The organism is Gaiella sp. (assembly GCF_039915195.1).
GTDB lineage: Bacteria > Actinomycetota > Thermoleophilia > Gaiellales > Gaiellaceae > Gaiella.
On record NZ_JBDSNT010000060.1, the window covers coordinates 1 to 13,758 of the forward strand.

Below are 13,758 nucleotides of genomic sequence, written 5' to 3' on the forward strand. Positions count from 1 at the left end.
GGTCACGTCGTCCGGCGCCTCTTCACCGAGGGGTACGGCACGCCCGCCCTCATCGCGATTCAGCAGGACGTATCGGGTCGGGCGCGCGATCTCGCCCTCGCCTACGCGATCGGTATCGGCGCCGGTCGCGCAGGCATCCTCGAGACGACGTTCAAGGAGGAGACCGAGACCGATCTCTTCGGCGAGCAGGCCGTCCTCTGCGGCGGCACGTCCGAGCTCGTTCGTGCCGGATTCGAGACCCTCGTCGAGGCCGGATATGCACCTGAGATCGCCTACTACGAGTGCCTGCACGAGCTGAAGCTGATCGTCGACCTGATGTGGGAAAACGGTCTCGCCGGCATGCGCTATTCGATCTCCGATACGGCGGAGTTTGGGGACTACACGCGCGGTAAGCGCGTGATCGACGAGCACGTGCGCGAGGAGATGAAGGGCATCCTGGCCGACATCCAGTCGGGCGCCTTTGCCCGGGAGTGGGTCGAGGACATGGACAACAACGAGGCCCGGCTCAAGGCGATGCGCGCCGAGGCGGCGCAGTCGCAGCTCGAGACCGTCGGTAAGGAGCTCCGCGGCCTGATGCACCGCGCAGGAGACCGCTGATGCGCAGCCCCCGCATCGTCGACCGCGTACCCGTAGGGGACGGGCGGATGCCCGTCCCGCGAGCGAGCGGATCTCCGATCATCCTCAGTGGCGAACCGGCGCACCGTGCCGTGGCCAGGCGCTAGACGTGGTCTCCGTTGACGTACCGGTAGCCCTCCTCGGGTACGGCACGGTTGGTGCCGCAGTCCATCGCCTGCTCGAGGAATCGGCCGACGAGATCGAACGCGCCACCGGGCATCGCCTCCGGGTCACACGCGCGCTCGTCCAGGACACGAGCAAGGACCGCGGGTTCTCGCCGACGCCTGGCGTTCTCACCGACGACATCGGCGATATCCTCGGCGACCCCTCGATCCAGGTCGTGGCCGAGGTGATGTGCGGCGTCGACCCGGCGGGCGGCTACGTACTCGAGCTGCTCCGGTCGGGACGCCCGGTCGTCACCGCGAACAAGCAGCTCGTCGCGCGCCGCGGCACCGAGCTCTTCGAGGCAGCCGCTGCTGGTGGCGTCCAGCTCCGATTCGAGGCGTCCGTCTGCGCTGCGATACCCGTGATCAAGGTGCTGCGCGAGTCGCTCGTGGTCACGAACGTGCACCGCGTGCTCGGGATCGTCAACGGCACGACCAACTTCATCCTCTCCGCGATGGAGGATGGCCGCTCGTACGCCGATGCCCTCGCGGAGGCACAGCGGCTCGGCTTCGCAGAGGCCGATCCGACCGAGGACGTCGGTGGGCTCGACGCTGCGGCCAAGACGGCGATCCTCGCCACCGTCGCCTTCGGCTCTCGGGTCCCGCTCGATTGGGTCGAGGTCGAGGGAATCGAGGGAGTCACGCTCGACCACGTCGTTGCTGCGCGGGCGCTCGACATGCACGTCAAGCTGATCGGGCGGGCGACGCTCGTCGGCGACCGCGTCGACGTGCGGGTCGGGCCGGCGTTCGTCGACGGTCACCATCCCCTCGCCGCAGTCGAGGGCGCGTTCAATGCTGTGATGTTGCACGGGGACGCCATTCGCGAGATCACGCTCGAGGGGCCGGGAGCCGGTGGGATCGAGACTGCGTCCGCCGTCGTCGCCGACATGGTCTCCGTCGTCGGGACGACCGGGACGGGATTTCTCCAGAACGACCCCGTCTGGCGCACGCTCGAGCGGCTGCCTCCCGGCGAGCTCGCCTCGCCGTTCTACCTCCGCCTCGAGGTCGAGGATCGCGCGGGCGTCCTGGCGCGCATCGCGCAGGAGCTCGCATCCGAGGGTGTCTCCGTTGCGCAGCTCGTGCAGCAGCAGGCCGAGGGGCGCGCCGTCCTTCATGTCGTCACGCACGAGGCACCCTCCGGACGCGTCGACGCCGCCCTGGCCGCAATCCGGGCGCTGCCCGAGGCCCGCGGAGAGTCGACCGCGATGCCCGTCATCTCGGGCCGCGGCGTTGCCGGGTTGGGCTGGGCATGACGATCGCGCTGATCGATCGCTTCCGCGCTGTCCTTCCGGTGAGCGAGGCGACGCCCGTGATCTCGCTGGGCGAAGGGTCCACACCGTTGCTCAGCGCACCCCGTCTCTCTGAACGCCTGGGCGTGGAGATCTGGCTCAAGTGGGAGGCGTCGAACCCGACGGGCTCGTACAAGGACCGGGGCATGACCATGGCCGTCTCGAAGGCGGCTGAGGACGGCGCCGAAGCGGTGATCTGCGCCTCGACCGGAAACACGGCGGCGTCGGCCGCAGCCTATGCCGCTCGTGCCGGGATCCCCGCCGTCGTGCTCACCCCCGAGGGCGCGGTCGCAGGCGCCAAGGTGTCGCAGACGCGGATGCTCGGCGCGAAGGTGCTCGAGGTCCGGGGCGACTTCGACGAGGCTCTTGCCGCGGCTCAGGAGCTCTCGCACCGGGGAACACACGTGCTCGTCAACTCGATCAACCCGTACCGCCGGGAGGGTCAGAAGACAGCCGTCTACGAGATCGTCGAGGAACTCGGCACGGCGCCCGACGCATTCGTAATCCCGTACGGAGGTGGCGGTAACACGTCTGCCTACGCGATTGCGATCGGGGAGCTCGGGATCTCGACTCCGATCTACTCGGTCGAGGCCGAGCACCGGCCAACGACGCTCGCCTCGGCGATACGGATCGGTGACCCGGTACACGCGGCAAGCGTGCAGGCCGCGGGAGCGAACATTGTCACGGTCTCCGACGACGAGATCGTGGCCGCGTGGCTCGAGCTCGCGACAACCGAGGGTCTGTTCTGCGAGCCGTCGTCGGCAGCCGGCCTCGCCGCGATCCGCCGCGGCGCAGTGCAGGGCGAGCGGGTCGTTCTCACGATCACCGGCCACGGCCTGAAGGACACCGAGGCCGCCGACCGCTACGCACCGCCGCTTGCGCAGGTCGACGCAGATCCCGACGCGATCGCCGCAGCAGCCCGCGCATGATCGTCCGCGCCCCCGCCACATCGGCGAACATCGGCGCCGGCTTCGATACGGCCGCGGTCGCTCTCGATCTCTGGAACGAGCTCGAGGTAACGAGCGGATCAGGCGTGATCGTCGAGGGTGAGGGCTCGTCCGAGCTCTCGCTCGATCAGGACAATCTCGCGGTACGCGCGTATGCGATCCTCGCCGATCCGAGCGGCAAGCAGTTCCGGTTCCGGAATGCAATCCCCCTCGAGCGCGGGCTCGGCTCGTCGGCAGCTGCGATCGCTCTCGGACTCGTCGCGGCAGCACCAGACGCGACTCCGGAAGAGTTGCTCGCGGCCGGCCTGACGCTCGAACCACACGCCGACAATCTGGGCGCGGCGCTCCTCGGCGGCCTGACCCTCGTGTGGGACGGAAAGATCGCGCGCATTGCAGAGACGCTCCCGCTCACCGCGATCGCCATCATCCCGAGCTCGAGAACGTCGACCAAGACGTCCCGCGGAGCTCTACCCGCGACGGTCCCGCATGCCGAGGCGGCCGCGAGCGCAGGACGTGCTGCGCTGCTCGGCGCCGGAGCGGCAAGTGGTGACGCAGCGCTGTTCGCGGCAGCGCTCGACGACTGGCTCCACGAGCCGTACCGCCCGTCCGAGGTACTGGACGTCGTTCGTCAGAGTCCGCCGCCCGGATGCCTCGGAGCAACGCTCTCCGGATCGGGCCCAACGGTGATCGCGTGGGTCTCGGATGCGGAACGGTGTGTCTCGTCGATCCGGGATCTCTTCCCCGACCACCGTGTGCTCGAACTGGATGTGGCCCCGCGGGGCGCTCTCCCGTGAGCGTCCGGCTGATCGACGTGCGGCGCCGAGACGCGTTCCTGGAAGGCCATATCCCGGGCGTTGCACATCTCGATCCGGAGCTTGACCTGTCGGCAATCGGATCCAACCCCGCAGCCGGGGGACGGCACCCTCTACCGTCTGTAGAGCAGCTCGAGGAAGCCTTCAGGCGCGTCGGCGTCGGACGCTTCGACTATGTCCTGGCCATCGATGACGGCTCGGGCTGGGCTGCACGCTGCTGGTGGCTGCTCCGCCACCTCGGCCACGACGGGGCTGGAACATTCGATCTCCGGGGCTACGTCGGCCCTCTGGTGACCGCACCGACCGCACCCGCGCGAGGCGACTTCGAGGCGCGCCCTCGAGACGATGACACGATCACCGGCGAGGAGATCCTCGCGCGCCTCGACGATGACCTGCTCACGCTCCTCGACGCCCGCAGCGAACCGCGCTGGCTCGGCGACGAGGAGCCGCTCGACCCCGTCGCCGGCCGGATCCCGGGTGCGCGCAACGCGTACTTCGAAGATCCCTTACCCGACGACGTGGCCGGCGCGCCCGAGCTCATCGCCTACTGCGGCTCGGGCGTGACGGCGTGCGTCGTCGTCCAGAAGATTGTTCTTGCGGGCCGCGAGGATGTCCGTCTCTATCCTGGCTCGTTCAGCGAGTGGTGTCGCCGTGAGAACTACCCCATCGAGAAAGGAACGCCGTGAGCACGCCGTACGATCTCCCGTCCGACCCCGCTAAGCGCCATAGCGCAGCATTGACCGACGGCCCTGACCGCGCTGGTGCCCGCGCGATGCTGAAGGCCACCGGCTTCACCGACGAGGATCTCGCGAAGCCGATCGTCGGCGTCGGCACGACGTGGATCGAGACGATGCCGTGCAACCTGAACCAGCGCGATCTCGCCGTGCATGTAAAGCGCGGGATCCGCGACGCGGGCGGCACACCGATGGAGTTCAACACAGTGGCAGTTTCGGACGGCGTCTCGATGGGAACCTCGGGCATGCGAGCCTCGCTCGTCTCGCGCGAGGTGATCGCGGACTCGATCGAGCTCGTCTGCCGCGGCCACCTCTTCGACGGCCTCGTGCAGCTGTGCGCCTGCGACAAGACGAACCCCGGCACCGCCATGGCGATCGGTCGGCTCGACATACCCGCGATCGCCTTCTACACCGGGTCGATCGCTCCCGGGCTCTACCGTCAGCGGGAGGTCTCGATCGGGGACGTCTACGAGGGCATCGGCGCGCATGCGGCAGGGAAGATCTCAGACGCGGACTTGCACGAGCTCGAGTCGGCGGCGTGCCCGGGGGCGGGGGCCTGCGGCGGGCAGTTCACGGCGAACACGATGTCGACGATCCTCGACTTCCTCGGGCTCTCGCCGCTCGGCGCGAACGGCATCCCGGCGATGCACGTGGCGAAGGAGGAGGCGGCCTACGAGATCGGCAAGCTCGCCGTTCAGACCGTGCGTGGCAACGTCACGCCGCGCTCGTTCGTGACGAAGGAGTCGTTCGAGAACGCGGTCGCGTCGGTCGCGGCGACAGGGGGCTCGACGAACGGCGTCCTGCACCTCGTCGCGATCGCACGTGACTTCGGCATCGACTTCACGATCGACGACTTCGAGCGCATCTCGGCGAAGACGCCGATCGTCGCCGACATGAAGCCCTGGGGCCGCTGGCATGCAAACGACATGTACAACGCGGGCGGAGTCGCGCTCGTGGCGCGGGAGCTGAAGAAGGCCGGTCTGCTGCACGCGAGCGCGCGGACCGTAGACGGCCGCACCTTCGGCGAGATCGCCGACGCAGCCGTCGAGACGGAGGGCCAGACGGTCGTCGTCCCGATCGGGACGCCGCTGAAGACGCGGGGCGGTGTCGCCATCCTCTACGGCAACCTTGCGCCCGAGGGCTGCGCGGTGAAGCTCGCAGGACACGATCGGACGCTCCACCGCGGTCCGGCGCGGGTCTTCGACTCGGAGGAGGACACGTTCGCAGCGGTCAAGGCCGGCAACGTCGTCGCGGGCGACGTCGTCGTGATCCGCTACGAAGGCCCACACGGCGGCCCCGGGATGCGAGAGATGCTGCACGTCACGGGAGCGATTGTCGGAGAGGGGCTCTCCGACTCGGTCGCGCTCCTCACCGACGGCCGCTTCTCGGGTGCGACGCACGGCTTCATGGTCGGCCACGTTGCACCGGAGGCGTCGCGCGGCGGCCCCATCGCAGCGCTACGCGAGGGTGACATCGTCGTCGTCGACGTGGAGAATCACGAGCTCAACGTCGAGTTGACCGATGCCGAGATCGCCGACCGCCTTGCCGACTGGGTCGAGCCCGAGCCGCGCTATCGCCGCGGCGTGCTCGCGAACTACGCAACGCTCGTCGCCTCCGCCTCGCTCGGCGCAGTGACACTCTCACGGTACGAGACGGAATAGAGGCCGTTCGTCGCCGCGTACCCGTGCGCAATACTATACTTCCGAAAGTATTAGTTGTTCGCGCTTGCGTCCCGGTACTAGGCTGGGCTCGGCAGCCGCGGACGGATGGGAGGGAACATGACGTTGCATATCGGTGATATCGCGCCCGATTTCGAGGCTGAGACGACGGAGGGGCGCATCCGTTTTCACGATTGGATCGGTGATTCGTGGGCGGTGATGTTTTCGCATCCGAAGGACTTCACGCCGATCTGCACGACCGAGCTCGGCTACATGGCGAGGATCAAGCCCGACTTCGACAGCCGCAACGTCAAGATCATCGGGCTGTCCGTCGACCCACTCGACAAGCACGCGGCCTGGTCGGCCGACATCGAAGAGACACAAGGCTACGCTCCCAACTACCCGATGATCGCCGACGTCGACTTCAACGTCTCACAGCTCTACGGAATGCTCGGTGCGGACGTGTCGGGCGACCCGGCTGACCGCACCGCAGCCGACAACCAGACCGTGCGGAATGTCTTTGTGATCGGCCCCGACAAGAAGGTCAAGCTGATCCTCGTCTACCCGATGACGACGGGCCGGAACTTCGACGAGGTGCTTCGCGTGATCGACTCGCTCCAGCTGACCGCGAAGCACAAGGTCTCGACGCCGGTCAACTGGCAGCCCGGCGAGGATGTCGTCATCGCCGGATCCGTCTCCGACGATCAGGCACGCGAGATCTGGCCCGACGGCTGGGAGTCGCCGAAGCCGTACATCAGGATCGTGCAGCAGCCGAGCTGACGGCCGCATGCCGGGGCCGTCGGTGGGATATACCTGACCCGCCGGCGGCCCCGCGTAGCTCCGAGATACGTTCGCATTTCCCTCGACACGTGAGTCCGTAGTTGGCCGCACGGGGGGTCGGTTACGTCCCCGATGCGCCTCTCGTCGAGCGCCCTCATGCTGGAACCGTCAGCTAGAGCGGGCCGCGTAGGCGCCCGCGGCGAGGAGACAGATGAAGACCATTGTTGTTGGATTTGACGAAACGGAGCCCTCGAAGAACGCCCTTGCGCGCGCCGCAGATCTGGCCGAGGCATTCGGCTCCAGCGTGATCGTCACGAGCGTCGCGCCGGTGCTCGTCGGCTCGCGCGAGATGGGTGGTGTCGATCCCGTGGATTCGCCCGAACTGCATGCCGACGAGCTTGCACACGCGAGGACGTTCCTTGCCGAGCGTGGCCTCGAGGGACAGTTCGAACTGGCCGTCGGCGACCCGGCGACCGCGATTGTCGATCTGGCGGAGCGGCACGCAGCCGACCTGATCATCGTCGGTACCCGTCAGCACAGCCTGATCTCGAGCATTCTCGGTCTCAGCGTCAGCGGTACGGTCAAGCGCAAGGCGCACTGCGACGTGCTCACGGTGCAATAGCGCCACGCATCGACACCGTCGTGAGCGATCGAGAGTTGCGCGTGGTCATCATCGGGGGCGGCGTCGCCGCCCTCGAGGCGGTGCTCGCGCTCGACGCCCTCGCGGGGACACGGGTCGGCGTCGAGGTCGTGGCGCCCGAGCCGCAGTTCTTCTACCGTCCGCTCTCCGTCGCCGCGCCGTTCTCCCCCGATGAGCTGCGACGCTATGACCTCGGCGCTCTCCTCTCACCGGCAGGTGCCCTGCTGACCCTCGGGACGGTGACAGCTGTCGACGCCGGCGCACACGAGATACGCACCGCCGACGGTGGCGTCCTTCGGTACGACGCACTCCTCGTCGCCTGTGGCACACAGCCGCGCACAGCCGTCGAGGGAGCACTCACATTCCGGGGGCCGTCCGATGTGGAGCTCGTGTCGGAGCTGCTCGACGACGCGGACAAGGGCCGCGTCAACAGCATCGCGTTCTCCGTTCCCGGGGGTGCCGTGTGGGGCCTCCCGGCCTACGAGCTCGCGCTGCTCACCGCCGCGTGGCTCGAGGCGCGTGGCCGACGGGATGTCTCGATCGTGCTCACGACACCCGAGGAGGCGCCGCTCGAGCTGTTCGGAGCGGATGCAAGTTCGGCCACGGCGGCGCTGCTCGAGCACCGTGGGATCGAGATCCGGACGCGGGCTCGGGCGCTGCACTACCGCGAGCGTGTCCTGACACTTGCCTCGGGCGAGACGATTGCCGTCGACCGCGTCGTCGCGATGCCACGGCTCGTCGGCCAATCGATACCCGGGTTGCCGCAGACGCGTCACGGGTTCGTGCCGATCGATCGGAGCTGCCGCGTGGTGGGCCTTCCGGGGGTCTACGCTGCGGGAGACATCACGACTTTCCCGGTCAAACAGGGAGGAATCGCAGCACAGCAGGCCGACGTCGCCGCCCAGGAGATAGCGAGCGCTGCAGGGGCCGACGTCGTACCGCAGTCCTTCCGACCGGTGCTCCGCGGGATGCTGCTGACGGGATCGGAGCCGCTGTTCATGCGCCACGATCTCGCCCACCACGACGAGTCGCCCGTCGTCAGCCTGAACGAGCTCTGGTGGCCACCGGCCAAGATCGCTGGCCACTACCTCGGCCCGCTCATCCTGTCTCTCGGCGCACCGGGCGCGCGGGACGAGGAGGAGACCGAGCCCGAGGACGGCGTTGCCGTCCACGTCGAGCTCGACCCCGATGCGGGGCTCCAGGGACGCACCGAGGTGGCCGCCGATGACGCGCCGGCCGCCGGTGACGCCGTTGGCAACCTGGCGACAGGCCCCCTCCTCCTCGTCGCCCCGGAGGACACTCTCGGGGAGGTGGCGGCACGCCTCTGCGACCTCGATACCGGATCGGCCGTCGTCGCCGAGTACGGGAAGGCCATCGGAATCATCACGACGCGCGACCTACTCGGGGCCTTCGCCCACCGCATCCATCCGAGCGAGGGACGCGTCCGCGCCTGGATGACTGCGCATCCATTCACGATCCGGGCAGGTCAGAGCAGGCAAACCGCCGCCGCCCTGATGACGGAGCACAGCATCCATCACCTCCCGATCGTCGACGACCGCGGCAACGCGATTGCAATCCTGGGACTCCGCGACGTCGTGCAGCCCGGTTCGTAGCTGCGAGATCGATTCGTCCGCTAGAGTTCCTGTCGGCGCGGGACCCGTCCCGCTCCGCATCAAGAGAGGCTGAGGGACCGGCCCTGTGACGCCTCGGCAACCTGCCCCACAGATCGGGTGACGGTGCCAATCCCGGACGGATGTCGAGCGACGACCAGGAGGTACCAATCCATGCCCGCTGTTTCTCTCTGCTGCCGCATCTGCGCGACCGAGCATCCGCTCGACGCGACAGGCACGTGCTCCCGCTGTTTCGGCCCGCTCGATCCGACCTACGACTGGGACGCACTCCGCGCCCGGGTCAGCCGCGCCTCGATCGAGGCCGGTCCACAGTCGATCTGGCGGTACGCCGACCTACTCCCGGTGGCTGCTCCCGAGGTCGCACGACTGGCCCCGGGGATGACACCGCTCGTGCCGGCTCCGCGACTTGCCGAGGAGCTCGGACTCGGGGAGCTATGGCTCAAGCTCGACACCGCGAACCCGACGCACTCGTTCAAGGATCGCGTCGTCGCAGTCGCGGCGCGGAAGGCACAGGAGCTCGGGCTCGACACGCTCTCGTGCTCGTCGACCGGCAACCTCGCCGGAGCGGTCGCCGCACGCGCTGCGGCCGAGGGCATGGAGGCGGCGGTCTTCGTCCCGAGCGACCTCGAGCCGGAGAAACTCGCTGCGGCCGCCGTGTACGGGCCGCGCATCTATGCCGTTGCCGGCACCTACGACCACTGCTCGCGCCTCTCGGTCGAGCTGTCGTTCGAGCTGCCGTGGGGGTTCGTCAACGTCAACCTCCGCTCGTACTACGCGGAGGGATCGAAGACTCTCGCCTACGAGATAGCGGAACAGCTCGGATGGGAGACCCCTGACGCCGTCGCGATCCCGATCGCTTCGGGAGCTCTCTTCCACAAGGTGGGCCAGGGGTTCGCGGAGCTCTCCGCGCTCGGCCTCGTCGACGGCACTCCGGCCCTCTTCGGAGGTCAGGCGGCCGGTTGCGAGCCCGTTGCGACGGCGTTCCGGGAGAACGCGCGCGTGGTACCGGTGCGCCCGTCGAGCATCGCCCGCTCACTCGCAATCGGAAACCCCGCAGACGGCGACTTCGCGGTCACGACCGCCCGCGCAACGGGCGGCGCGATCCACACGGTCGCCGAGGACGAGATCGGCTCCAACATGGCGCACCTCGCCGCGACGACGGGAGTCTTTGGCGAGACCGCGACCGGCGTCACGCTCGGCGCGCTGAAGGCCGCCGTCGCCGCCGGACAGATCGGGCCGCGCGCGCGGGTCGTCCTTCTCGTCACGGGCGACGGGTTGAAGACGCCCGGGCCTGTCTCCGACACCTACGATCCCATCATGATCGAAGCCGACGCAGATGCGTTTCTCGACGAAGTATTGATCGCCTAGTGGTCGTGACAGGACGGAGCCTGTTCGAGAAGGTCTGGGACCTGCACATCGTTCGCGACGAGACGGGCGAGCCGACGCTGCTCTACATCGACCTGCACCTCGTCCACGAGGTCACCTCGCCGCAGGCGTTCGAGGGCTTGCGCCTCGCGGGGCGACGTGTCCGCCGCCCCGACCTCACGGTCGCAACGATGGATCACAACGTCCCCACCCTCCCTGGCCCGGTGACGGACCCGATGGCCAAGGCACAGCTCGACGCGCTGCGGGCGAACTGTGAGGCGTTCGGCGTCGAGCTCCACGGAACCGGATCGGGGAGCGAGGGGATCGTCCACGTCATCGGCCCCGAGCTCGGTCTTACGCAACCCGGGAAGACGATCGTGTGCGGAGACAGCCACACCTCGACGCACGGCGCGTTCGGCGCGCTCGCATTCGGCATCGGCACGTCCGAGGTAGAGCACGTCCTCGCCACGCAGACGCTCAACCAGCAGCGACCGAAGACCATGCTGCTCGAGTTCCAGGGTGACCTTCCACCGGGCCTGACCGCGAAGGACATGATCCTCGGGGCGATCGGACAGGTGGGGGTCGACGGCGGCGTCGGCTACGTCGTCGAGTACGCCGGTGAGTCGATCCGCGCGCTTTCGATGGAGCAGCGGATGACGATCTGCAACATGACGATCGAGTGGGGTGCAAGGGCAGGGCTCATCGCTCCGGACGAGACGACGTTCGCGTACCTCGAGGGCCGTCCGCATGCGCCGCAGGGCGATGACTGGTCGCGGGCCGTCGCCGCATGGAGGCAACTCGCCTCCGACCCGGATGCGACGTACGACACCCACGTCGTCGTCGACGTGACCGAGCTGGCTCCGCAGGTGACATGGGGAACGAATCCTGGCATGGTTGTCCCGGTCACGAGCACCGTGCCCGACCCGAAGTCGTTCACCGACGGCGACGACCGGGACGCTGCTGAGCGGGCCCTCACCTACATGGGCCTCCGCGCCGGCCAACCGATCGAGGAGATCGCGGTCGACCGAGTCTTCATCGGCTCGTGCACCAACTCGCGCATCGAGGACCTCCGGGCCGCGGCGGAGATCGTTCGTGGCGGGACGGTCGACCCCCGCGTGACCGCGCTCGTCGTCCCTGGATCTGCTCAGGTGCGGCGGCAGGCGGAGAGTGAAGGGCTTGATCAGGTCTTTCTCGACGCGGGCTTCGAGTGGCGCCTCGCAGGCTGCTCCATGTGCCTCGGTATGAATCCGGACGTGCTCGCTCCCGGAGAACGGTGCGCGTCGACGTCGAACCGGAACTTCGAGGGCCGGCAGGGGAGAGGCGGACGCACGCACCTCGTGAGCCCACAGATGGCAGCGGCAGCCGCGCTCCACGGGCATTTCGTCGATGTGCGAGCCCTCGCAGCGGAGCCGGTGGCGTCGTGAAGGCGATCTCCGAGGTCAGCGCTCGCGTGGCTGTGCTGGATCGACCCGACGTCGATACCGATCAGATCATTCCGAAGCAGTTCCTGAAGCGGATCGAGCGGACGGGTTACGGGCAGTACGCGTTCTTCGACTGGCGCTTCGACGAGGACGGCAACGAACGATCGGGCTTCGCGCTCAACCAGCCCCAGTTCGCGGGGGCACGCATTCTGCTTGCCGGCCGCAACTTTGGCTGCGGCTCGTCGCGTGAGCATGCCGCCTGGGCGCTCCAGGATGCAGGCTTCGATGTCGTCATCGCCCCCTCGTTCGGTGACATCTTTCGGTCGAACGCGGCCAAAGTCGGGATGGTCATCGTCCAGTTGCCCGAGGATCAGGTGAAGGAGCTGATGGAGTCGGTCGATCTCGATCGCGGCTCCGAGCTCACCGTCGACCTCGAGGCGTTGACCGTGACGACGCCCGAAGGCCGGGTGTTCCCCTTCGCCTTCGACGCCTCGACCCGGTACCGGCTGCTGAACGGCCTGGACGACATCGATCTGACGCTCACGCACGAGGCCGAGATCACCGCCTACGAGACCTCCCGGGAGGCTCGATGAGTCACGTAGCGGTGTTGCCAGGGGATGGGATCGGGCCGGAGGTCACGGCGCAGGCGGTGCGTGTGCTCGATGCATTCGGGATCGCGTATTCGAAGCACGCTTTCGGCGGCAACGCAATCCTGGCGGAGGGAACGCCGCTGCCGGAGGACACGCTCGCGGCCTGCCGCAGGGCCGATGCTGTTCTTCTCGCTGCCGTCGGCCTCCCCGAGCTCGAGGGCAAGCCCGTGCGTCCCGAGCAAGGCCTCCTCGGACTGCGCAAGGAACTCGGCGTGTATGCGAACCTCCGGCCGGCGCGCGCGCCCGGGATCGACATCATGATCGTCAGGGAACTCGTCGGTGGTCTCTACTTCGGCGAGAAAGGGATCCGCGAGGATGGGACGTGGTTCGACACCTGCGAATACTCACGCCCCGAGGTCGAACGGATCGCGCGCCGCGGCTTCGAGATCGCCGGGGCGCGCGGGGGACGCCTGACCTCGGTCGACAAGGTCAACGTCATGCACACCTCGCGACTGTGGCGGGACGTGGTGACGCAGATGGGGTCGACCCTCTACCCCGACGTCGCCGTCGACCACGCCCTCGTCGACTCCTTCGCCATGACGATCGTGCAGGCGCCGGAGACCATCGACACGGTCGTTACCGAGAACACGTTCGGCGACATTCTGTCCGACATCGCTGCTGCGGTCACCGGTGGTCTCGGCCTCGCCGCATCCGCGTCGCTCGGAGACGATGGCCCGGGGCTCTTCGAGCCGGTGCACGGATCGGCCCCGCAGATCGCCGGCCGCGGGATCGCGAACCCGGCAGCGATGCTGCGATCCGTGGCGCTGCTCCTCGACCACGGTCTCGGACGCGCAGCCGATGCAGCGGCGCTCGAGGCGGCTGTCGATACGGCACTCCAGATCGCGCCGACACCCGATCTCGGTGGAACGAGCACGACGAGCGAGGTCGGCGACGCGGTGTTGCGCGCGCTCGATTCTGCCCGTACCCTGTGACGACGATGCGCCGCGCGCCCAACACTCGCTTTCCCCGCGCGCCATTCGGCTTCGCCTTTACGGGCTAGCCGGCGCCTTCGACCTGCCTCGCGCCGTCTAGCTCCCACTCCCGGCGAACCG

The 13,758-nt window shown here is 68.3% G+C and carries 13 protein-coding genes and 1 riboswitch; all 13 genes read left to right on the plus strand.

The window, feature by feature from the left end; translation table 11 throughout:
• Positions 1–597, plus strand: a 597-nt coding sequence (gene ilvC, locus ABIR74_RS06040) for a ketol-acid reductoisomerase (RefSeq protein ID WP_348175913.1), incomplete at its 5' end; no start/stop codon positions are given.
• Positions 598–724: 127 nt separating this feature from the next.
• Entirely contained in the window at positions 725–2,032 is a 1,308-nt protein-coding gene (locus ABIR74_RS06045; RefSeq protein ID WP_348175914.1) for a homoserine dehydrogenase, read from the plus strand.
• The gene (gene thrC / locus ABIR74_RS06050) at positions 2,029–2,997 is read left to right on the plus strand and encodes a threonine synthase (RefSeq protein ID WP_348175916.1); all 969 of its coding nucleotides are present in this window, start codon (positions 2,029–2,031) and stop codon (positions 2,995–2,997) included. The genes ABIR74_RS06045 and thrC (ABIR74_RS06050) overlap by 4 nt, the downstream gene beginning before the upstream one ends.
• Positions 2,994–3,809 carry a homoserine kinase gene (locus tag ABIR74_RS06055; RefSeq protein ID WP_348175918.1) on the plus strand — a complete coding sequence of 272 codons (816 nt, stop codon included), beginning with the start codon at positions 2,994–2,996 and terminating at the stop codon, positions 3,807–3,809. Before thrC (ABIR74_RS06050) ends, ABIR74_RS06055 begins: the two co-directional genes overlap by 4 nt.
• On the plus strand, positions 3,806–4,513 hold the full coding sequence (locus ABIR74_RS06060) for a rhodanese-like domain-containing protein (RefSeq protein WP_348175919.1): 708 nt from the start codon (positions 3,806–3,808) through the stop codon (positions 4,511–4,513). Before ABIR74_RS06055 ends, ABIR74_RS06060 begins: the two co-directional genes overlap by 4 nt.
• Complete coding sequence (gene ilvD / locus ABIR74_RS06065) at positions 4,510–6,222, plus strand: dihydroxy-acid dehydratase (RefSeq protein ID WP_348175921.1); 1,713 nt, start codon at positions 4,510–4,512, stop codon at positions 6,220–6,222. Before ABIR74_RS06060 ends, ilvD begins: the two co-directional genes overlap by 4 nt.
• 117 nt (positions 6,223–6,339) lie before the next feature.
• Positions 6,340–6,999 carry a peroxiredoxin gene (locus tag ABIR74_RS06070; protein ID WP_348175923.1) on the plus strand — a complete coding sequence of 220 codons (660 nt, stop codon included), beginning with the start codon at positions 6,340–6,342 and terminating at the stop codon, positions 6,997–6,999.
• A 211-nt stretch (positions 7,000–7,210) separates the two neighbouring features.
• The gene (locus ABIR74_RS06075) at positions 7,211–7,621 is read left to right on the plus strand and encodes a universal stress protein (protein ID WP_348175924.1); all 411 of its coding nucleotides are present in this window, start codon (positions 7,211–7,213) and stop codon (positions 7,619–7,621) included.
• A gap of 20 nt (positions 7,622–7,641) precedes the next feature.
• Positions 7,642–9,252, plus strand: coding sequence for an FAD-dependent oxidoreductase (locus tag ABIR74_RS06080; protein ID WP_348175927.1), 1,611 nt, complete (start codon positions 7,642–7,644; stop codon positions 9,250–9,252).
• Positions 9,253–9,305: 53 nt separating this feature from the next.
• A riboswitch (SAM riboswitch) is annotated at positions 9,306–9,399 on the plus strand.
• Positions 9,400–9,423: 24 nt separating this feature from the next.
• Positions 9,424–10,638 carry a threonine synthase gene (thrC, locus tag ABIR74_RS06085; protein WP_348175929.1) on the plus strand — a complete coding sequence of 405 codons (1,215 nt, stop codon included), beginning with the start codon at positions 9,424–9,426 and terminating at the stop codon, positions 10,636–10,638.
• A 5-nt stretch (positions 10,639–10,643) separates the two neighbouring features.
• Positions 10,644–12,059, plus strand: a complete 1,416-nt coding sequence (gene leuC, locus ABIR74_RS06090; RefSeq protein WP_348175932.1) for a 3-isopropylmalate dehydratase large subunit — start codon at positions 10,644–10,646, stop codon at positions 12,057–12,059.
• Positions 12,056–12,649, plus strand: coding sequence for a 3-isopropylmalate dehydratase small subunit (leuD, locus tag ABIR74_RS06095; RefSeq protein WP_348175934.1), 594 nt, complete (start codon positions 12,056–12,058; stop codon positions 12,647–12,649). The genes leuC and leuD overlap by 4 nt, the downstream gene beginning before the upstream one ends.
• Positions 12,646–13,638: a 3-isopropylmalate dehydrogenase gene (gene leuB, locus ABIR74_RS06100; RefSeq protein ID WP_348175937.1), complete on the plus strand. Its 993-nt coding sequence runs from the start codon at positions 12,646–12,648 to the stop codon at positions 13,636–13,638. Before leuD ends, leuB begins: the two co-directional genes overlap by 4 nt.
• The last annotated feature ends 120 nt before the right edge of the window (positions 13,639–13,758 follow it).

Coding starts and splice junctions, on each gene's coding strand:
- thrC (WP_348175916.1), top strand. CDS start 2,029: ATGACGATCGCGCTGATCGATCGCTTCCGCGCTGTCCTTCCGGTGAGC.
- ABIR74_RS06055 (WP_348175918.1), top strand. CDS start 2,994: ATGATCGTCCGCGCCCCCGCCACATCGGCGAACATCGGCGCCGGCTTC.
- ABIR74_RS06070 (WP_348175923.1), top strand. CDS start 6,340: ATGACGTTGCATATCGGTGATATCGCGCCCGATTTCGAGGCTGAGACG.
- ABIR74_RS06075 (WP_348175924.1), top strand. CDS start 7,211: ATGAAGACCATTGTTGTTGGATTTGACGAAACGGAGCCCTCGAAGAAC.
- thrC (WP_348175929.1), top strand. CDS start 9,424: ATGCCCGCTGTTTCTCTCTGCTGCCGCATCTGCGCGACCGAGCATCCG.
- leuB (WP_348175937.1), top strand. CDS start 12,646: ATGAGTCACGTAGCGGTGTTGCCAGGGGATGGGATCGGGCCGGAGGTC.